Genomic DNA, 19,605 nt, shown 5'->3' with positions numbered 1-19,605 from the left:
CGGTGCTGCGGGGCGTCACCCGCTGCGGACGGTTCCGGGCCGGACCGCCGGCCCGGGGTGCGCGCGGGCCGCCCGGCGCCAGTCGGTCGGGGTGACGCCGAAGCGCTGGTGGAACCAGCGGGTGAAGGCGCTCGGCGCGGCGAACCCCAGCAACCGCGACACCTCGGTCAGCGAGTACCGGTCGGTGGCCACGTAGCGCTCGGCCAGCCGGCCGCGGGTGGCGTGCACGACCGCGGAGAACGTCGTGCCCTCGGCCGCCAGGTGCTGCTGCAGCGCCCGCGGGCCGAGACCGACGGCGCGGCCGACCTGCTTCGCGTCGCAGCGGCCCCGGGGCAGCAGCGCCTCGACCGCCTCGGCGACCCGCGCGGCCGTCGTCTCCGCGGGCGCGGCGGCGACGGTGCGGAGGAACTGCCGGCTGTACGGGCGGAGCGAGGGATCGGAGGTGACGACCGGTGCGGCGAGCTCGGCGGCCGGGAACGCCAGCCCGCTGGCGGGTGCGGCGAAGGTGACCGGTGCGCCGAAGAACCGCCGCCACGGGGTCGGGTCGCCCGGTGCGGAGCGGGCGAAGGACGCCGACCCGGGCGCCCAGGTGGCGCCGCGCAGCGCCCGGACGATGCCGAGGACGGCGCCCATGGCCAGGTCGAGCAGCTGCGCGTGCGGGGCGGGCTCGCCGAGCTCCAGCCACACGTCGACGACGGCCGTCCCGCCGTCGGCGCGCAGCCGCAGGTGGACCGCCTGGTCGTAGATGCGCTCGTAGGCCAGCAGGAGGTGCACGGCGCCGCGCAGGTCCGGCTCGTCGCGCAGCGCAACGGCGATCGGGCCCAGCGTGCCCAGCCGGCGCAGCGCCGCCAGGCGGAGCCCGAAGTCCTCGCAGCCGGAGCGCCGGGCGGCGGCCTCGAGCAACCGGGCGACCGGGGCGGCCGGGATCCAGTCGTCACCGCTGTCGAGGTCGGCCGGGTCCAGGCCCACCTCGGTCAGCAGCGCGGCCGGGTCGAGGCCCACGGACCTGGCCAGCCCGGAGAAACCCGTGAGCGTGGCGCGCTGGATCAGCGGGCGCATCTCCCCGGTCCCCTCTGGCAGATGCGCGAAAAGGTAAGACCCGGGGCAGCAACGGTAAAGCCCCTTCGAGCCGTGGTCTCTAGCGTTCCGGGTGCGCCGTCCCGCGGTCCGCCGGTGCCCACCGGAAGGGAGGCCGCCATGCACCCCGACGCCGTCGTCCCCCTGGGCGACCGTGACCTCGCGGTGGTGCGGTACCTGGCCGAGGGCCGCTCCACGGCCGCGATCGCGGCGGCGCTGGTCGTCTCCCGGAACACCGCCCGCACCCGGATCCGGCGCGTCCAGGGCAAGCTGCACGCCGGCGACCGGGCCGCGGCGGTGGCGGCGGCCCGGGACCGCGGCCTGGTCTGATGCCCGACCACCACCCCGCGCGCGGGACGGCGGACCCGACCGGGATGGCGCACACTGAGCCCACCTCGCCAGGCGGGCGACAGAGGGCCTCCGGGTCCGGGGTGCGCCCGCCTGGCGAGGCCCAGGCCACGACGTCCGCCGCTGCCCGGGGTGGCGCGACGGTCGGTGCGGCCGACGTGGCCGGCCGGGCCGCGCAGCAGCGCGAGCACCGGCTGGAGAAGCTGCGGGCGCTGCGCGCCCGCGGGATCGACGCCTACCCCTACCGCTTCCCGACCGACGCCTCCGCCGGCGGGCTGCGCACCACGTACGCCGCCCTGCCGCCCGACGTCCGGACGGCGGACCGGGTGCGGATCGCCGGGCGGCTGGAGGCGGTGCGCCGGCAGGGGTTCCTCACCTTCGCGACCCTGCGCGACCGCACCGGCGCGATCCAGCTGTTCGTCGACACCGAGGTGCTCGGCGCCGACCGGCACGCGGAGTTCGACGACGCCGACCGCGGCGACTGGATCGGCGTCGAGGGCACGGTGATGACCACCCGGCGCGGCGAGCTGTCGGTGTGCGTGGAGGACTTCGCCGTCCTGGGCAAGGCGCTGCGGGCGCCGCCGGACGCGCACGCCGGCCTGACCGACGTGGAGACCCGCTACCGGCAGCGCTACGCCGACCTCGAGGCCAACGAGCGCACCCGCGAGATCTTCCGCATCCGCTTCGCCGCGGTGCGGGCGATCCGCCGCCACCTGGAGGACGCCGGGTTCACCGAGGTCGAGGGCCCGGTGCTGCAGAGCATCCAGGGCGGGGCCAGCGCGCGGCCGTTCGTCACCCACCACAACGCGCTGGACCTCGACCTGTACCTGCGCATCGCGCTGGAGCTGCACCTCAAGCGGCTGATCGTCGGCGGCCTGGAGCGGGTGTTCGAGATCGGCCGGGTGTTCCGCAACGAGGGCATCGACACCCGGCACAACCCCGAGTTCACGATGCTGGAGGCCTACCAGGCCTTCGCCGACTACCACGACATGATGGACCTGACCGAGGGCATGGTCACCGCGGCCGCGCGGGCCGCCCTCGGCGACGACCTCACCGTCCGGTTCGCCGGCCACGAGATCGACCTCGCCGCGACGCCGTGGCCGCGCCGCCGGTTCGCCGACATGATCGCCGAGGTCACCGGCACCCCCATGCACCCCTCGATGCCGATCGAGGAGGCCCGGGCGGTGCTCGACCGGCTCGGCATCCCGTACGAGGCCGGCTGGGGCGCGGGCCGCCTGATGAAGGAGGTCTACGACGAGAAGGTGCAGCACTCCGTCGTCGGGCCGGTGTTCTGCACCGACTACCCGCGCGAGGTCTCCCCGCTGGCCCGCACGCACCGCGACGACCCCGCCTATGTGGAGCGCTTCGAGCTGATCGTCGCCGGGTTCGAGCTGTGCAACGCCTACTCCGAGCAGAACGACCCGGTGGAGCAGCTGGCCGCGTTCGAGGCGGAGGCGCGGGCCAAGCAGCACGGCGACCCGGAGGCCGGCGACGTCGACCTCGACTACGTGCGCGCGCTCGAGCACGGCATGCCGTGCACCGGCGGGCTGGGCATCGGCATCGACCGCCTGGTGATGCTGCTGGCCGGCGTCGACTCGATCCGCGAGGTGATCCTCTTCCCGACCCTGCGCCCGGAGTTCGCCCCGCCGCCCGGGAGCGGACCCGGGGGCGCGCCCCGCCCGCTGGTCGCGCCCACCCCGGTCCCGGCGGAGGCGTCCGTGGTGGCCCTGCCGGCGATGGCCCCCTCGGCGCACCCGGTGCCCGCGCCGCCACCGCGGTCGGCCGGGCACCCGACGGCCGTCCGGGCGCTGGCCGCCGTCACCGCGCTCTCCGGCGTGCTGCACCTGGTGGTCCGGCTGCCCGTGCTGCACGACCGCTTCGGCGCCGAGGAACCGGCGATCGACCCGCTGGCGCTGCCGGTCACCGGCTCGGTCGCCTCGGTGGTGGTCGGCCTGCTGCTGCTCCTCGTCGCCGACCGGCTGGCCCGGCGGCGGCGCCGGGCCTGGGAGTTCGCGGTCGGCCTGTTCGCGCTCGGCGCCGTGGCGCACGTGGTGAAGGGCCCGCACCCGGTCGCCGTGGCGCTGTGCGTGGTGGTGCTGGCGGCGCTGCTGCGCTACCGGACGGCGTTCCGGGCGCCGGCCGACCCGCCGTCGCTGCTGCGCGTCGCCCGCGTCGTGCCGATCTACCTCGGCGGCGTGCTGCTGTTCGGGTTGACCACCCTGTGGGCCGAGCGCGACCGCGTCGAGCCCCCGCTCACCCTGGGCGGGGCCCTGGAGACGGTCCTCGGCGGGCTGGTGGGCCTCGACGGGCCGTACACCTACGGGTCCGCGTTCGTCGCGGCGTTCCTGCCGGCGGCGCTGCTCGCGCTCGGTGTCACCGGGCTGGTGCTGCTCGTCGTCCTGCTGCTGCGGCCGGTGGTGGCGAACCGGCCGCACACCGAGGACGACTGGGCGCACGCCACCCGCCTGGTGCACACCTACGGCTGGGACACCCTGGCGTACTTCTCGCTGCGCGACGACAAGAACTTCTTCTTCTCCTCCGACGGGGAGGCGTTCCTCGCCTACACCTACCTCGGCGGCTACGCGCTGGTGTCCGGTGACCCGGTGGGGTCCCGCGAGTCGGTGGTGCGGGTGCTGGACGAGTTCCTCGCGTCCTGCGACGAGCGGGGGTGGACGCCGGCCCTGCTGGCGGTGCGGGAGGCCAGCATGCCGCTGTACTCCTCGCGCGGGTTCACCTCCGTCTACCTCGGTGACGAGGCGATCATCGACTGCCGCCGGTTCGGCCTCGACGGCCCGGCGCGCAAGGGGCTGCGCGCCGCCGTCCGGCGGGTGGGCCGGTCGTACTCCTTCCGGCTGGTCGCCGAGTCCGACGCGCCGCCGGCCCTGGTCGACCAGCTCAACGCGATCAGCGCCCGGTGGCGGGGCAAGCACCCGGAGCGCGGGTTCACCATGTCGCTGTCGCAGGACGTGCGCGGCGCCGGCGCGAACCCGGAGTTCCTGCTGTGCGTGGCGGTCGACGGCGCCGGCGTCCCGGGCGGGTTCCTGCGGCTGGTGCCCGCGTACGGGCCGTCGTTCGGCTACACGCTCGACCTCATGCGCCACGACCCCGGCGCGCCGAACGGGATGACCGAGTTCCTCATCGCCTCCACCGCCACCGCGCTGGGCGCCCGCGGGGTGGCCCGTCTGTCGATGAACTTCGCCATGTGGGGCCGGCTGTTCGCCGACGACGTGCCCGTCACCCCGGGGCAGCGGGTGGCCCGGTGGGCGGTCGGGGTGCTCAACCCGTTCTTCCAGATCCGGTCGCTGCGCGACTTCAACGCCCGCTTCGACCCCGAGTGGCTGCCGCGGGTGCTGGCCGTGCGCTCGGTCGCCGACCTGCCGCGGGTGGGCCTGCGCTACGCCGGCGCCGAGGGCTTCCTCGCCGTCCCCGGGCTGGGCGAGCTCCTCGTGCCCAAGGCCGTGGGCGGCGTGCCCGCCCCGTCCGAGCCGCCCCGGCAGGCCGCCGCGTGAACCGGGCGGGCACGGCGCTCGCGACCGGCGCCGTGCTCGCGTCGCTGCTCGCCGTCCTGGGCCTGGCCCAGTGGGCCGCCCGGGACCGGGCCGAGTTCGCGCCCGGATCGGCCGAGCTGGTGGAGCGGGCGGTGCGCGACGCGGGGTTGCAGGTCTGCTCGGTCGTCGACGAGCCCGACGGGCTCGCGCCGGCGGCCCTGGACAGCCGGGCGTACGAGGTGGCCGCCGGCTGCCCCGGCGACGCGGCCACCGTCGTCGTCGACCGGTTCGCCACCGCCGAGGGCCGCGACGCCGCGGCGCGGCGGTTCGAGTCGCTGGTGCGGCCGCGCGGCAGCGGGGTCGTCCTCACCGCCGGCGACGGCACCGTGCTGGTGCAGGGGGCCGGGGACGGCGACGTCCGCGCACGGCTGGTGGCGGCGCTCCGCGGCGCCGGTGCCCGGTGAGCGCGCCGGCCCGCACGGCGCGGCTGGGCGTGCTCGCCCTCGCCATGATCAACGTCGCCTCGATCGTCAGCGCCCGGAACCTGCCGGTCATGGCCGAGTACGGCTGGTCGATGCTGCTGCTGTTCGCGCTGTCGATCGCCGTGTTCCTGGTCCCCATCTCGATGGCCGCCGCGGAGCTCGGTACGGCGTTCCCGCGGGACGGCGGCGTCTACGCGTGGGTCAAGGAGGCGTTCGGCGGGCGCACCGGGTTCCTCGCGGTCTGGTGCGACTACGCCGAGAACGTCGCCTGGTTCCCGACCGTGCTGTCGTTCATCGCGGCGTCGCTGGCGTACGCGATCGACCCGTCGCTGGCCACGGACAAGCTGTACCTGGTCGTCGTCATGCTGGTGTTCTTCTGGGGCACCACGGCGGCCGCGCTGTTCGGCGTGCGGGCGTCGTCGGTGATCGGGGCGGTGGGCACGGTCGCGGGCTCGATCCTCCCGGCGCTGCTGGTCGTCGTCCTGGGGGCGGTGTTCCTCCTCCAGGGCAACGCGTCGCAGATCCCGTTCTCGGCCGGGGCGCTGGTGCCCGACGTGCAGCTGGACGACCTGGCGTTCCTGGGCGGGGTGATCCTGCTGTTCACCGGCATGGAGATGGCCGGCTTCCACGCGCGGGAGACGCGCGACCCGGGCCGCACCGTGCCGCGGGCGATCGCGCTGGCGGTGGCGGTCACCGTCGCCTTCTCGGTGCTCGGCTCGCTGTTCATGGCGTTCGTGCTGCCGCAGCACGAGATCAGCCTCGTCTCCGGGACGATGGAGCTGTTCTCCAGCGTTCTCGACACCTTCTCCGCGGGGTGGCTGCTGGCCCCGCTGGCGCTGGTGGTGGCGATCGGCGGCATCGCGCACCTCACGCCGTGGATCCTGGGCCCCGCCAAGGGCGTCGCCGTCGTGGCGCGGGAGGGGCTGGCCCCGACGCGGCTGGGCCGCACCAACCGCAACGACGTCCCGGTCGCGCTGCTCGTCGCGCAGGGCGTCGCGGGCTCGCTGTTCGCGCTGCTGTTCGTGGTCGTGCCGAGCGTCAGCACGTCGTACTGGATGCTCTCGGCGGTCACCGCGCAGGTGATCGTGGCGATGTACGCGCTGGTGTTCGCCTCGGTCATCCGGCTGCGCCACACCCGGCCGGACGTGCCCCGGCCCTACCGGATCCCCGGCGGCCTGCCCGGCGTGTGGCTGGTCGGCGGGACGGGGCTGCTCGGCTGCGGGTTCTCCTTCGTGCTCGGCTTCGTCCCGCCGAGCCAGCTCGCCACCGGCGACACCGTGGTCTACGTGCTGCTGCTCGCGCTGGCCACCGTGGTGCTCTCGCTGCCGCCGTTCGTCTTCGCGCTGCTGGCCCGGGGGAGGGCGCGGGCCGAGCCCGTCACGACGGGTGGCTGACCCCGGCGGCGGTGGCCGTGCCGCGGTCGGCCGACCGCGCGAGCGCCACCGTGGCCGCCGCCATCGCCGCGACCAGGACGGCGACCAGCGCCCACTCGGCGCCGTCGGCGTCCAGCCGCTCGCCGAGCACGGTGATCCCGATCAGCGCGGCGACCACCGGCTCGCCGACGGTCGCCGCGGGCAGCGACGCGCCCAGCGGGCCGGCCTGGAACGCCGACTGCTGCACCAGCGTCCCGCCGACCAGCGCGGCCACCAGCGCGTAGGTGGTCCAGTCGGTGAGGACGGCGACCGGCCCCTCGTCGAGCCGGTCCACGACCCCCTTGGTGAGGGCGGCGGCCAGGCCGTAGGCCACGCCGGTGGTGACCGCGAGCAGCACCGCCCGCGACGGGCCGCGGCGCAGCGCGGCGCCGAGCAGGCACCCGCCGACGACGACGGCCAGCACGAGCCACGCCGGCAGCCAGCGGCGCCAGCCGGCGGTGTCGGTGCCGGCCGTCGGGTCGCCGGTGACCACGAACAGCGCCAGCGCGGCGACGAGCACCGCCGCCCACGCCCAGTCCGCGCGGCGGAGCCGCCGGCCGCCCCACCGGGCGCCGAGCGGGAGCGCGAAGAGCACCGTCGTCACCAGGAGCGGCTGCACCAGCAGCAGCGAGCCCAGCCCGAGAGCCGCGGCCTGGGCGAGGTACCCGCCGGTGTCCGCGGCGTTGCCGGCCCACCACCGCGGCGAGCGGAGCAGCGCCGGCAGCAGGCGCAGCCCGCGCGCGTCGGGCAGGGCGGCCGCGGAGCGCTGCTGCACGGCGGAGGCGACGGCGAACAGCGCGGCGGCCACCAGCGCGAGCACGGCGGCCAGCTCCTCCACCGCGCCCATCATGGCCGCCGGGCCCCGTTCCGCGAAGCGGCCGCCGCGCGCGCCGGCACCGTGCGCCGAGGAGGTCCCGGCGGCCGGGATCGCCGCTAGCATCCGGGACCCCAGCGTCCTCGAACCCTCCGCCGCCCTCCCTCCCGCACCCCGCTCGGCGGCCACGAGCACCCGGCCCGGGCCGCAGCCCCGGGTTCCGCCCCGCCCCGGAACCCGCCCAGCCCCGGATCCCCAGGAGACGCAGCCGTGAAGACCCGAAGCGCAGTGCTCCACACGCAGCCCGGCCGGTACGAGGTCACCGAGGTCGACCTCGACGGACCCCGCCAGGGGGAGCTGCTGGTCGAGATGGCCGCCGTCGGCCTGTGCCACACCGACGACCACGACGTCCCGCCCGGGTCCGCGCCGCCCCTCCGGCTGCCCCTCGCCGGCGGACACGAGGGCGCCGGCGTCGTCGTCGGCGTCGGCCCGAACACCCCCGGGTGGGCCGAGGGCGACCACGTGGTGCTCAGCTTCATCGCGGTGTGCGGCCGGTGCCGGATGTGCTCGACCGGCCGGCAGAACCTCTGCGACCTCGGGGGGCGGCTGTTCAGCGGCGCCCGTCTCGACGACCCGACCAGCTTCCGGATGTCCTACCAGGGCCGGCCGGTGGCGCAGGCCTACGGCCTGGCGGCGCTGAGCGAGCACACCGTCGTCGACGCCCGGTCGGCGGTGCGGATCGACCCCGACCTGCCTCTCGACAAGGCCGCGCTCGTGGCCTGCGGCGTCCCCACCGGGTGGGGCTCGGTCACCAACATGTCCGACGCCCGGGCCGGCGACGTGGTGGTAGTCATGGGCGTGGGCGGGGTCGGCATCAACAGCGTGCAGGCCGCCCGGGCCATCGGCGCCCGCGCGGTGATCGCCGTCGACCCGGTCGAGTTCAAGCGGGAGACCGCCAAGCAGTTCGGCGCCACGCACGCCACCGAGACCATGGCCGAGGCCACCGAGATCGCCCGCTCCCTGACCGACGGGCAGGGTGCCGACGCGACCGTCGTGGCCGTCGGCGTCACCACCGGCGAGCACATCGCCGAGGCGGCGAACTCGGTCCGCAAGGCGGGCACGGTCGTCATCACGGGCACCGGCACCATGCGCTCGGTGGGCATCCCGATCCCGAACACCCTGCTCACGGTGTTCCAGAAGCGGCTGCAGGGCGCGCTCTTCGGCGGCTGCAACCCGCACTGGGACATCCCGAGCCTGCTGTCGCAGTACGTGGCCGGGACGCTGGAGCTCGACGGACTCGTCACGCGGACGTACTCGCTGGAGCAGGTGGCCGAGGGCTTCGACGACATGAAGGCCGGCCGGAACATCCGCGGCGTCGTCCTCTTCGGCTGAGGGACCACGGTCGCTGCCGCGGGAGGAGGAGCCGGTGCCGATCACGGACCCGACGCTCCTCCGGATCGGCGAGGCGGTGCGGCTCGGCCACCAGGGCGAGCGCGAGGCCGCCCGCCACCGGTTCGCCGAGATCTGGGCGGAGATCGGCGGCGAGCGGGGCGACCCGCTGCTCCGGTGCACGCTCGCGCACGCCATGGCCGACGTGCAGGTCGACGTGCGCGACGAGCTGCTCTGGGACCGGCGGGCGCTGGCGGCCGCCGAGCAGATCACCGAGGCGCGGGCCGCGGCGGCGGGGGTGACGCTCCCGGTGGCCGGCCTGTACCCGTCGCTGCACCTGAACCTCAGCGAGTGCTACCGCCGGCTGGGCGATCCCGACCGTGCCCGCGAGCACCTGCAGCGCGCGCGGGACACGATCGACGTGCTCGGCGACGACGGGTACGGCCGCCTGATCAGGGACGGCCTGCGCCAGGTGGCCGAGCGGCTGCGCTGAGGCGTTCCCGGGACCGCCCGCGGACACGTCGGGGGAGCCCCGAACGACAGAGCGGCCCCGTCCGGGAGGACGGGACCGCGCTCGAGAGGAGTGCGCCATCAGGGACTCGAACCCCGAACCCGCTGATTAAGAGTCAGCTGCTCTGCCAATTGAGCTAATGGCGCGTGTCGACCGGCGTGCCGGGCGACCGGAGGAGAACGATACCAGCGCGGACCGGGACGGGTCCGCCCGGGTGGGCGCCCAAGATCCCCCCGACGCCGTCCCGGGGTGGACACTGGGCGCGTACCAGCGCGAACGCGCACCCGGTGACGGGTGCGGGCGAGGAAGGACGAGGTCGGGTGCGACGCACAGCGGCACTGGTGGCCGGAGCGCTGCTGCTCCTCGTGGGGTGCACCGACGGCGCGGAGGACAACGGCGCCTCGAGCGAGCCGTCGCCGTCCTCCGCCGAGGCCCGCCCGGCCCAGCTCGCCGTCGCCCCCGCCGACGGGGCGACCGACGTCTCGCCGGTCGTCCCGCTGGAGATCACGGTCACCGACGGCGAGATCGGCGAGGTCACCCTCGTCGACGCCGCGGGCACCCCGGTCCCCGGTGCCCTGGCCGAGGGCGCCGCCGCCGAGGAGGCCGGCGAGGGCGAGCCGGTGACCGAGGTGTGGACGCCGCAGGCCGACCTCGCCTACGGCACGACCTACACCCTCACCGCCACCGCCACCGGCGGGGACGACGAGGCGGTCACCGCCGCGACCACCTTCACCACCGCCACCCCCGGGACGCTGAGCACGCCGTCGATCGGCCCCCTCGACGGCACCACGGTCGGCGTCGGGCTGCCCATCCGCGTCTACTTCGACGAGCCGGTCGAGGACAAGGCCGCCGTCGAGAGCCACCTGCTCGTGGAGAGCTCCACGCCCACCGACGGCGTGTGGAGCTGGCTGACCGACTCCGAGGTCCACTTCCGCCCGTCCACCTACTGGCCGGCGCAGACCGACGTCATCCTGCACGCCGACCTCTACGGGGTGCACTTCGGCGGCGGCATCTGGGGCGAGAAGGACCGCACGGTCTCCTTCCGCATCGGCGACCGGCACGTCTCGATCGCCGACGCCGGGACGCACCAGATGCAGGTCTACGACGGCGACCAGCTGGTGCAGACCTTCCCGATCAGCGCCGGCGGCCCCGACTTCCCGAGCCGCAACGGCCCGCACGTGGTCACCGAGCTCAACCGCGACCGGGTCATGGACTCCAGCACCTACGGCGTGCCGGTCGACAGCCCCAACGGCTACCGGACGCCGGTGGAGTACGCGGTCCGGCTGTCCAACAACGGCGAGTTCGTGCACGCCGCCCCGTGGTCGGTGGCGCAGCAGGGCCGCGAGAACGTCTCGCACGGCTGCATCAACATGTCCACCGAGAACGCGGCCTGGTTCTTCAACTTCTCCCAGCCCGGTGACGTCGTGGAGATCAAGAACTCGATCGGCCCGACCCTGTCGGCCGCCGACGGCGACATCTACGACTGGGCCATCCCGTGGGAGGAGTGGCAGGCCGGCTCCGCGCTCAAGTGACGCCGTCCTCGAGCGACGCCGCCCTGATTCGACCCGGACCGGGTAACACGATCTTCACGGCTCGGTGCTCCGGCCGACACAGCGGTCGGCTGGTATGAGCACGACCCGCCGAGCGGCGGGGCGCACCTAGGGTTCCGCCGCCTGCGGGCGGGGCTGGTCCGAGAGGTGCAGCGGGGGAGCTCCCCCGTGCCACGGCGGGACAAAAGCCCGGGAGGTCCGGTTCCCGGGCGTCCGCGCCCGGCCGACGCCCGGGGGTGGCCGTGCCCGTCGTCCCGCCCGATCCCGCGCTGCGCGGCCGCTGGCAGCGGACCCTGCTGATCCGGCCCGACGGCACCTGCGACACCACCAGCACCGTCACCTGGCTGCAGGCCGGCAGCTACTACGTCGACCTGCGCCTGCCGCTGGACCCGGCGCGGACCGAGGGCTTCGCCGGCCGGGTCCGCGCCGACGGCCCGTGGACCTGCTGGGACCGCGTCGTCGACCTGCGCCCCTCCGGCGGCCCCGACGAGGGCCGGCTCGAGGCCGACGGGCCGGACGCCCTCGTCGAGACCGGCCGGCACGAGGCCTACGTCGAGCACTGGGCCCGCCGCGCCGGTCCCGCCGTGACCTGCTGCGCCGTCGAGCTGCGCGACGCGGCGACCGGCGCGCCCGCCGTCCTCGTCCGCGTCGGCGACGACGTCGCCTGGGCCCGCGGCGGGACCGCGGCCGAGGTGGCACTGGGCACGGTCGCCCGCGGCGGCGTCGTCCTCACCGCCTCCAGCCTCCCCTCCCGGGCCGGCGCGCCCCTCGAGCTGGTCGCCGACGGCGCCGGGCTGCGGGAGATCGCCACCGGCCCCGACGGCACCCCGCTGCTGCGCCGGTGGCACGTGGTCGCCACCGAGGGGGCCGCCGCCGCGCTGCCCGTCCGCCGTCCCCGCCCCGTCGTCCGCACCGCCCGGGAGGTCCGCACCGCATGAGCACGCCCACCGACTTCACCGAGGTCCCCGTCGTCGACGTCTCCGGCCTGCTCGGCGACGACCCCGCCGCGCACCGCCGGGTCGCCGACGAGCTCGGCCGCGCCGCCCGCGACGTCGGCTTCTTCTACGTCAGCGGCACCGGCCTGGACCCGGCGCTCGCCGCGGACCTGCTCCGCGTCACGACGGCGTTCTTCGCCCTCCCGCTGGAGGAGAAGATGCGCACCTACATCGGGCGCTCGACCAACCACCGCGGCTACGTGCCCGAGGGCGAGGAGGTCTTCGCCGGCGGCACGCGCGACCTCAAGGAGGCGTTCGACCTCTCCGCCGAGCTGCCCGCCGACGACCCCGACCACCTCGCCGGCCGCATGCTCGGCCCCAACCAGTGGCCCGAGGTGCCCGGCTTCCGGGAGGCGGTCGGCGCCTGGTACGACGCGGTGCTGGCGCTCGGCCGCGCCCTGCTGCGCGGCTTCGCGCTGGCGCTGGGCGAGCCCGCCGACGCCTTCGACCGCTTCGTCACCAAGCCGCCGTCGCAGCTGCGGCTGATCCACTACCCGTACGACCCGACGGCGGTCGACGCCGTGGGCATCGGCGCGCACACCGACTACGAGTGCTTCACGCTGCTGCTGCCCACCGCGCCCGGGCTGGAGGTGCTCAACGGCGCGGGGGAGTGGATCGACGTCCCGCCGCGCGAGGGCACGCTCGTGGTCAACGTCGGCGACATCCTCGAGACCTGGACCAACGGCCGGTTCGTCGCCACCACCCACCGGGTGCGCAAGGTCAAGGAGGAGCGCTACTCCTTCCCGCTGTTCTTCAACGTCGACCACGAGACCCTGGTCGCGCCGCTGCCGCGGTTCGTCGCCGACGGCGAGCCCACCCGCGTGCCGCTGGTGGCCGGCGACCACCTGTTCGCCCAGACCGCGCAGAGCTTCACCTACCTGCGCCGCCGGCTGGAGAACGGCGAGCTCGCGCTGCCGGAGGGCTCGCTGGCGCTGTCGTCGTTCGGGCAGGAGGCGCTGCAGGGGCGCACCGCGTGAGCCCCCTGCGCTGGGCCGACGCCGCCTGGCCCGACCTGCAGGAGCGGCTCACCCGGCGGCCCACCGAGGTCGGCCTGCTCCCGGTCGGCGCCGTCGAGCAGCACGGACCGCACCTGCCCACCGGCACCGACACCCTCATCGCCACCGCGGTGTGCGAGCGGGCGGCCGATCTCGTCGACGGCGTCGTCCTGCCCGCCGTGCCGGTGGGCGTGAGCTACGGCCACGGGGTCGCCCTGCCCGGCACCCTGTCGCTGTCGCCGGCGCTGCTGGCCGAGGTGCTCAAGGTGCACGTCGCCTGGGCGGCGGCGAGCGGACTGCGGCGGGTGCTGCTGGTCAACGCCCACCTGGGCAACACGGCGACGATCGGGACGGCGACCGACTGGCTGCGGCTGCACGCGCCGGAGGTGCGGGTCGGCGCGGTCGACTGGTGGGCCGCCGACGCCGCCGTGCTCGCCGAGGTCACCGCCGACGGCGAGGACATCCACGCCAACCGGGCCGAGACGGCCGCGGTCCTGGCGATCGCGCCGCACCTGGTCCGCACCGACCGCGTCGCCGACGCCGACGACGAGGACCGCACCGGCGGGCTCGTCTTCCGCTACACCGCGCCGTCTCTGTCGACCAACGGCGTCACCGGCCGCCCGTCGGAGGCGACCGCCGAACTCGGCGAGCGGCTGCTGGCCGCCGCCGCGACCGCGATCGCCGAGCGCGTCGAGCGCGGCCGCACCGAGGAGCCCCCGCTCGGCGTCGCGCCGGCGCCCCGGCTGCTCGTCACCTGACCCCCGCACGCAACGAGAGGAACCCATGGACACCGTCTCCGCACTGCAGGACGACCACGTCGACCTGGCCGCCGCGCTGGCCGACCGCGGCGTGAAGTACGCCGTCGGCGGCTGGATCGACGTCAACGGCCGCAGCAAGAGCAAGGTCGTGCCCGTCGACCACCTGCCCAACCTGCTCGCCGGCTCCGAGCGCTACACCCCGCGCGGCATGGGCGACCTCGGGCGGATGAACCCGTTCGAGGACGAGGTCGTCGCCCTGCCCGACGTCGACACCCTGCAGGTGCTGCCCTGGGACCGCCGGTTCGCCTGGATGGCGGCGGACATGTCCTTCGGCGGCCGGGAGCCGTTCGCCCTCTGCCCCCGCTCGACGCTCAAGCGGCAGGTGGCGCGGGCCGCGGAGCGGGGCTTCGTCGCCAACCTCGGCGTCGAGACCGAGTTCTACGTCTTCCGGCCGGTCGAGGACGAGACCGACGCGCTCGTGCCGATGGCCGTCAGCGGCCGCCTGGACCCGACCCCGGCCTACGACCTGGAGAGCACGATCGACGCGATGCCCTTCCTCGACCGCATGGTCGACGCGATGGCCGAGCTGGGCTACGGCGTCTACAGCTTCGACCACGAGGGCGGCGACGGGCAGTTCGAGTTCGACTTCGGCTACGCCCCGGCGCTGCAGACCGCCGACCGCATCGCGCTGTTCCGCCTCATGGCTCGCCAGATCGCCAAGCAGTGCGGCCTCATGGCCACGTTCATGCCCAAGCCCACGACCGGCGGCTGGGGCTCGGGCCACCACTACAACATGAGCCTGGAGGACGCCGGCACCGGCGAGAACCTCTTCCGCGACGCCGACGACGTCCACGGCTGGAGCAAGACCGCCTACTCCTTCACCGCCGGGATCCTGCGGCACGCCCCCGCGCTCGCCGCCGTCGCGACGCCGACGGTGAACTCCTACAAGCGGCTGGCCCCCCGCCTGGCCGACGGCTCGATCTCGTGGGCGCCGACCCACGCCGCCTACGGGCACAACAACCGCTCCTGCATGCTGCGGATGCCGGCCAACCGGCCCGCGGTCGAGAACCGCGGCGTCGACTCGGCCGCCAACACCTACCTGGCCTTCGCCCTGATGCTGGCCGCCGGGCTGGAGGGCATCGAGCTGGGCCTCGACCCCGGCGACCCGGTGGAGGGGGCCACCTACGACGGGGCCGGCAGCGAGGCCCCGCGGCTGCCGCGCACCCTGCTCGAGGCGGTCGACGCGTTCGAGTCCGACCCGCTGGTGGCCGAGGTGTTCGCCCCGCAGTTCGTCGACGAGTACGTCGACCTGAAGCGGCGGGAGTGGGACGAGTACCACGCGCAGGTCAGCGACTGGGAGCGCCGCCGCTACCTGCGCGACCTGTAAGGGGGCGTGTCCCCGACGAGGTGCGCCGAGGCCGGGTCCCACACCGCGGGACCCGGCCTCGTCGCACGTCACCCCCGGGAGCCGGCCCGGCGGCGTGGTCGCCGGGTGTCGACACGCGGTGGCCGCGCAGCCCCCGGAGACCACCGCCTGTCGACACGGCGCGGACCCGACGGCCCGGCCCCGGCGGCGCCCGTCCCACGGAGCGGGACCGCCGTGAGCGAGGCCACCCCCGTGGGACGCCGCGTCACACGAAAGGAACACGAGCGGAAACAGCGGGTCACGTGGCGCCAGTTCACTGATGCCCGACCCACTCCGGTGGGGCGCGCCTAGGGTTCCGCTCCCGGTCACCCCGACCAGGAGGCCTGGTCCGAGAGGCGCAGACGGGACCGCGGTCCCGTTCCACGGCGGGACAAAAACCCGGGAGACAGTCGTCGTCGGCTGCCTCGCAGCCGGCACGTCCCACGGAGGTAACGGGATGCCGCGCTCGACCGCATCGGCAGCACCAGCCGTCGCCGGAGTCGTCGTGGACGACGCCGCGCCGGCCGTCCGCAGCGACCTCGTGGTCGACGTGCAGGACCTGCACGTCGGCTTCACCCGCAACGGCCGGCAGGTCGAGGCGGTGCGGGGGATCGACCTGCAGATCGGCCGCGGCGAGATCGTCGGCCTGGTCGGGGAGTCCGGCTCGGGCAAGAGCGTCCTGAGCCTCGCCCTGCTCGGGCTGCTCCCCGAGGCCTCGCAGCCGCGCACCAGCGGCACCGCGCTGGTCGAGGGCACCGACATGCTCACCGCGAGCCCCGAGGTGCGCCGGCACGTGCGCCGGGCCTCGATGGGCGCGGTCTTCCAGGACCCGATGACCTCGCTCAACCCCACGATGAAGGTGGGCCGGCAGGTCGCCGAGGCCGCGGGCTCGATGACGGAGGCCCTGCGACTGCTGCAGGCGGTCGGCATCCCCGAACCCGAGCGCCGGCTCGACAGCTACCCGCACGAGCTCTCCGGCGGCCTGCGCCAGCGGGTCATGATCGCCATGGCGGTGGCCGGCGACCCCGCGCTGGTCATCGCCGACGAGCCGACGACGGCGCTCGACGTCACGGTGCAGGCCCAGGTGCTGGGGCTGCTGCGCCGGCTGCGCGACGAGGTCGGCTGCAGCGTCCTCCTGATCACCCACGACCTCGGCGTCGCCGCGCAGGTCAGCGACCGCGTCGCCGTCATGTACGCCGGCCGGGTCGCCGAGCTGGGCCCGACCGCGACCGTCCTGCGGGAGCCGGCGCACCCCTACACCGTCGGCCTGATGCGCTCCCGGCTGTCGCTGTCCACCGACCGCACCCGCCCGATCCAGGCGCTGGAGGGTGGCGCCCCGGACCCGGCCGACCTGCCGCCCGGCTGCGCGTACGCGCCGCGCTGCCCCCTGGCCGCCGACGCCTGCACCACGCTGGTCCCCGACCCGCTGCCCACGGCGCCCGGCCACCTGCGCGCGTGCATCGCCGAGCCGCAGGCGGTCACCGGGCTCGCCGTCGCCCCGCCCGCGCCGCCGCTGCCGGCCGCGCCCGTGGCGACCGCCCCGGCGGCGGCGGAGGAGGGCTGGGCCGCGCGCGCCGCCGGCGTGCACAAGGTCTTCAAGGTCCGCGCCGGCCGCGGGAAGAAGGCCGAGCTGGGTGCGCTGCGCGGGGTCGCCCTCGACGTCCGCGAGGGCGAGTGCGTGGCGCTGGTGGGGGAGAGCGGCTCGGGCAAGTCCACGCTGCTGCGCGTCCTCGCCGGCCTGGAGAAGCAGACGAAGGGGGACGTCGTCCTGGGCCGCGGCGGCCGGCCGCAGATGGTGTTCCAGGACTCCGGCGCCTCCCTCACCCCGTGGCTGACCGTCGGCCAGCTGCTCGACGAGCGGCTGCGCACCGAGAAGCTGCCCAGGGCCGAGCGGCGGGAACGCGCGCTGGCGGCGCTGCGCCGCACCGGCCTGCCCGAGGCGGTGTACGACGCCCGCGGCAGCGAGCTCTCCGGCGGCCAGCGGCAGCGCGTGGCCCTGGCCCGCGCGACCGTCGTCCCGCCCGAGGTGCTGCTCTGCGACGAGCCGACCAGCGCGCTCGACGTCTCGCTCGCCGCCACCGTGCTCAACCTGGTCCAGGAGCTGCGCCGCGACCTCGGCATGGCCGTCGTCTTCGTGACCCACGACCTGTCGGTCGCCCGGGTGGTCTCCGACCGGATCGCGGTGATGTACCTCGGCCGGATCGTCGAGATCGGCGACTCCGACGAGGTGATCCGCTCGCCCAAGCACCCGTACACCAAGGCGCTGCTGGCCGCGGTGCCCGACTTCGGCGTCGAGCCGCCCGCCCTCAAGGGCGAGCCGGCCTCGCCGCTGTCCCCGCCGGCGGGCTGCGAGTACCACCCGCGGTGCCCGTTCGCGATCGACACCTGCGCCGACCCGCAGCTGTTCGTCCCGCTGGAACGGCTGCGGACCGGCACCGAGCTGCTCATGGACGCCGACTCCCGCCGCGTGGCCTGCATCCGCCAGAAGGAGATCTGAGATGGCCGTCGCCGAGGCAGTCGCCCCTCCCGCGCCGACCCGCACCGGCCGCAGCCGGCCCGCCGCCCGCCGCCGCGGGAGGTGGGACCTCGCCGCCGCCGGGCTGCTGGGCCTGATCACCGTGATCGCCCTGGCCGCGCCGCTGCTCGCGCCGCACGGGCCGCTCGACCCGGCCGGCATGCCCTCGACCCCGCCCGGCCAGGACGGGTTCCTGCTCGGCACCGACAGCGTCGGCCGCGACGTGCTCTCCCGCGTCCTGTACGGGCTGCGCTCGAGCTGGCTGGCCGCGCTCGCCGTCGTCGCGCTCGGCGTCCTCGTCGGCGGCCTGGTCGGGCTGGTCGCCGGCACCCGCGGCGGCTGGGTCGACAACCTGCTCATGCGGATCACCGACGGGTTCCTGGCGCTGCCCGCGCCGGTCGTCGCGATCGCCGTCGTCGCCGCGCTCGGCAGCGGGCTGTTCAACACGCTGCTGGCCGTCTCGATCGTGTGGTGGCCCTTCTACGCCCGCATCCTGCGCGGCGAGATCCGCTCGCTGGCGGCGCGGCCGCACGTGGAGGCCGCCCGGCTGGCCGGCGCCGGATCGGTGCGGATCGCCCTGCGGCACCTGCTGCCCGGCGCGGTCCCCGCCGCCGTCGTCACGGCCAGCCTCGACATCGGCACCCTGGTGCTCACCCTGGCCGGGCTGTCCTTCCTCGGACTCGGGCAGTCGGCCCCGGCCCCCGAGCTCGGCGCCGACACCGCCCGCAACCTCAGCTACCTGCTGCAGGACTGGTGGATCCCGGTCATGCCCGGCATCGCCGTCCTCCTCCTGTCGCTGGCGGCCAACGTCGCCGGCGACGGCATCCGCAACCTCATGTCCGGCCGCTGAGAAGGGAGGACCTCGTGCTGCTCCTCATCGCCAAGCGGCTCGCCGCCGCCGTCGTCATCGTGCTCGTCCTGACCGCCGTCCTGTTCGGCCTGCAGCAGGCCTCCGGCGCCGACGGCGTCCGGGCCAGCCTCGGCGCCAACGCCTCGCAGGAGGCCGTCGAGGCCAAGCGGGCCGAGCTGGGCCTCGACGACCCGATCGCCACCCAGTACTTCCGCTACGTCGGCGGCCTGGTGCAGGGCGACCTGGGCGAGTCCTACCGGACCCGCCGCGAGGTGAGCGCCGACATCGGCACCTACCTGCCGGCCACCGTCGAGCTGGCCTTCTTCGGCCTGCTGCTCGCCGTCGTCCTCGGCGTGCTGTTCGCCGTGGCGACGACGCTGCGCTGGCCCGGCGCCCGGGTGTTCCGGCTGGTGCTCATGACCGGGGCGGCGGCGCCGGTGTTCCTGCTCGGGATCGGCGGGATCATCCTCTTCTACAAGACGCTCGGCTGGCTCCCCGCCACCGGCCGCACGAGCATCGCCGACGCCCCCACCGGACCGACCGGGCTGCTGCTCGTGGACTCGCTGATCGGCTTCCGGTTCGACGTGTTCGGCGACGCGCTGCAGCACCTGGTCCTGCCCGGGCTGGCGGTGGCCGTCGGCCCCGCCGTCGCCATCGGGCGGGTGCTGCACTCCTCGCTGCAGACGACGCTGCGCACCGACTACACCCGCACCGCCCGCGCCAAGGGGCTGTCCGACGGGCAGGTGGTGCGCCGGCACGTGCTGCGCAACTCGCTCGGCCCGGCGCTGTCCATGACCGGCCTGCAGGTGGGCCTGATGTTCGCCGGCGTGCTCGTGGTCGAGCTGATCTTCGCGTGGCCGGGGCTGGGCCAGTACACGGCCCAGAGCATCCCGGTCAACGACTTCCCCGCGATCGCCGGCGTGATGCTCCTGCTCGGCGTCGCCTACGTCCTGATCAACACCCTGGTGGACCTGCTGCAGGCCACCGCCGACCCCCGGATCGAGGCCTGAACCACC

General features: G+C 75.5%; 16 protein-coding genes, 1 tRNA gene and 2 riboswitches. Of the genes, 14 read left to right on the top strand and 3 right to left on the bottom strand.

Going from position 1 to position 19,605, the window contains the following annotated elements:
- Positions 1-15 precede the first annotated feature (15 nt).
- Complete coding sequence (locus tag ACI78S_RS21140; RefSeq protein WP_456976942.1) at positions 16-1,059, bottom strand: AraC family transcriptional regulator; 1,044 nt, start codon at positions 1,057-1,059, stop codon at positions 16-18.
- 138 nt (positions 1,060-1,197) lie between these two features.
- On the opposite strand from ACI78S_RS21140, the gene ACI78S_RS21135 reads away from it, so the two are divergent.
- The 4 genes from ACI78S_RS21135 to ACI78S_RS21120 all read left to right on the top strand — a co-directional run bounded on the left by ACI78S_RS21135 (position 1,198) and on the right by ACI78S_RS21120 (position 6,789).
- Complete coding sequence (locus tag ACI78S_RS21135) at positions 1,198-1,407, top strand: LuxR C-terminal-related transcriptional regulator (RefSeq protein WP_456976941.1); 210 nt, start codon at positions 1,198-1,200, stop codon at positions 1,405-1,407.
- Positions 1,408-1,583: 176 nt separating this feature from the next.
- Positions 1,584-4,934, top strand: coding sequence for a lysine--tRNA ligase (lysS, locus tag ACI78S_RS21130; protein ID WP_456976940.1), 3,351 nt, complete (start codon positions 1,584-1,586; stop codon positions 4,932-4,934).
- A complete protein-coding gene (locus ACI78S_RS21125) occupies positions 4,931-5,377 on the top strand; it encodes a hypothetical protein (RefSeq protein WP_456976939.1) in 447 nt (148 codons plus the stop codon). The genes lysS and ACI78S_RS21125 overlap by 4 nt, the downstream gene beginning before the upstream one ends.
- Positions 5,374-6,789 carry an amino acid permease gene (locus ACI78S_RS21120; RefSeq protein WP_456976938.1) on the top strand — a complete coding sequence of 472 codons (1,416 nt, stop codon included), beginning with the start codon at positions 5,374-5,376 and terminating at the stop codon, positions 6,787-6,789. The genes ACI78S_RS21125 and ACI78S_RS21120 overlap by 4 nt, the downstream gene beginning before the upstream one ends.
- On the opposite strand, the gene ACI78S_RS21115 is transcribed toward ACI78S_RS21120, so the two are convergent.
- Entirely contained in the window at positions 6,773-7,747 is a 975-nt protein-coding gene (locus ACI78S_RS21115) for a DMT family transporter (RefSeq protein WP_456976937.1), read from the bottom strand. The two genes, ACI78S_RS21120 and ACI78S_RS21115, sit on opposite strands and share 17 nt — an antisense overlap.
- Before the next feature lie 144 nt (positions 7,748-7,891).
- Between ACI78S_RS21115 and ACI78S_RS21110 the strand changes: the two genes are divergently transcribed.
- On the top strand, positions 7,892-9,013 hold the full coding sequence (locus tag ACI78S_RS21110; RefSeq protein WP_456976936.1) for an NDMA-dependent alcohol dehydrogenase: 1,122 nt from the start codon (positions 7,892-7,894) through the stop codon (positions 9,011-9,013).
- 34 nt (positions 9,014-9,047) lie between these two features.
- Positions 9,048-9,503 carry a hypothetical protein gene (locus ACI78S_RS21105; protein WP_456976935.1) on the top strand — a complete coding sequence of 152 codons (456 nt, stop codon included), beginning with the start codon at positions 9,048-9,050 and terminating at the stop codon, positions 9,501-9,503.
- 91 nt (positions 9,504-9,594) lie between these two features.
- Here the strand turns inward: ACI78S_RS21105 and ACI78S_RS21100 are convergent.
- A tRNA-Lys gene (locus tag ACI78S_RS21100) sits at positions 9,595-9,667 on the bottom strand.
- Positions 9,668-9,841: 174 nt separating this feature from the next.
- On the opposite strand from ACI78S_RS21100, the gene ACI78S_RS21095 reads away from it, so the two are divergent.
- From ACI78S_RS21095 to ACI78S_RS21060, 8 genes are all read left to right on the top strand, one after another.
- Entirely contained in the window at positions 9,842-11,053 is a 1,212-nt protein-coding gene (locus tag ACI78S_RS21095; RefSeq protein WP_456976934.1) for an Ig-like domain-containing protein, read from the top strand.
- A gap of 115 nt (positions 11,054-11,168) precedes the next feature.
- Positions 11,169-11,269: riboswitch (guanidine-I (ykkC/yxkD leader) on the top strand.
- A gap of 44 nt (positions 11,270-11,313) precedes the next feature.
- A complete protein-coding gene (locus ACI78S_RS21090; protein ID WP_456976933.1) occupies positions 11,314-12,009 on the top strand; it encodes a hypothetical protein in 696 nt (231 codons plus the stop codon).
- The gene (locus ACI78S_RS21085; protein ID WP_456976932.1) at positions 12,006-13,043 is read left to right on the top strand and encodes an isopenicillin N synthase family dioxygenase; all 1,038 of its coding nucleotides are present in this window, start codon (positions 12,006-12,008) and stop codon (positions 13,041-13,043) included. The genes ACI78S_RS21090 and ACI78S_RS21085 overlap by 4 nt, the downstream gene beginning before the upstream one ends.
- Positions 13,040-13,819, top strand: a complete 780-nt coding sequence (locus ACI78S_RS21080; RefSeq protein ID WP_456976931.1) for a creatininase family protein — start codon at positions 13,040-13,042, stop codon at positions 13,817-13,819. The genes ACI78S_RS21085 and ACI78S_RS21080 overlap by 4 nt, the downstream gene beginning before the upstream one ends.
- A 25-nt stretch (positions 13,820-13,844) precedes the next feature.
- On the top strand, positions 13,845-15,206 hold the full coding sequence (locus ACI78S_RS21075) for a glutamine synthetase family protein (protein WP_456976930.1): 1,362 nt from the start codon (positions 13,845-13,847) through the stop codon (positions 15,204-15,206).
- A gap of 315 nt (positions 15,207-15,521) precedes the next feature.
- A riboswitch (guanidine-I (ykkC/yxkD leader) is annotated at positions 15,522-15,632 on the top strand.
- Positions 15,633-15,729: 97 nt separating this feature from the next.
- Positions 15,730-17,721 carry a dipeptide ABC transporter ATP-binding protein gene (locus tag ACI78S_RS21070; protein ID WP_456976929.1) on the top strand — a complete coding sequence of 664 codons (1,992 nt, stop codon included), beginning with the start codon at positions 15,730-15,732 and terminating at the stop codon, positions 17,719-17,721.
- Position 17,722: 1 nt separating this feature from the next.
- The gene (locus ACI78S_RS21065) at positions 17,723-18,589 is read left to right on the top strand and encodes an ABC transporter permease (protein ID WP_456976928.1); all 867 of its coding nucleotides are present in this window, start codon (positions 17,723-17,725) and stop codon (positions 18,587-18,589) included.
- 14 nt (positions 18,590-18,603) lie between these two features.
- Positions 18,604-19,599, top strand: coding sequence for an ABC transporter permease (locus ACI78S_RS21060; RefSeq protein WP_456976927.1), 996 nt, complete (start codon positions 18,604-18,606; stop codon positions 19,597-19,599).
- Positions 19,600-19,605: the final 6 nt, after the last annotated feature.

The organism is Geodermatophilus sp. SYSU D00815, from assembly GCF_054050035.1.
This window is presented reverse-complemented; position numbering and strand designations above follow the sequence as displayed.

Coding starts and splice junctions, on each gene's coding strand:
- ACI78S_RS21140 (WP_456976942.1), bottom strand. CDS start 1,059: ATGCGCCCGCTGATCCAGCGCGCCACGCTCACGGGTTTCTCCGGGCTG.
- ACI78S_RS21135 (WP_456976941.1), top strand. CDS start 1,198: ATGCACCCCGACGCCGTCGTCCCCCTGGGCGACCGTGACCTCGCGGTG.
- ACI78S_RS21115 (WP_456976937.1), bottom strand. CDS start 7,747: ATGCTAGCGGCGATCCCGGCCGCCGGGACCTCCTCGGCGCACGGTGCC.
- ACI78S_RS21085 (WP_456976932.1), top strand. CDS start 12,006: ATGAGCACGCCCACCGACTTCACCGAGGTCCCCGTCGTCGACGTCTCC.
- ACI78S_RS21075 (WP_456976930.1), top strand. CDS start 13,845: ATGGACACCGTCTCCGCACTGCAGGACGACCACGTCGACCTGGCCGCC.
- ACI78S_RS21065 (WP_456976928.1), top strand. CDS start 17,723: ATGGCCGTCGCCGAGGCAGTCGCCCCTCCCGCGCCGACCCGCACCGGC.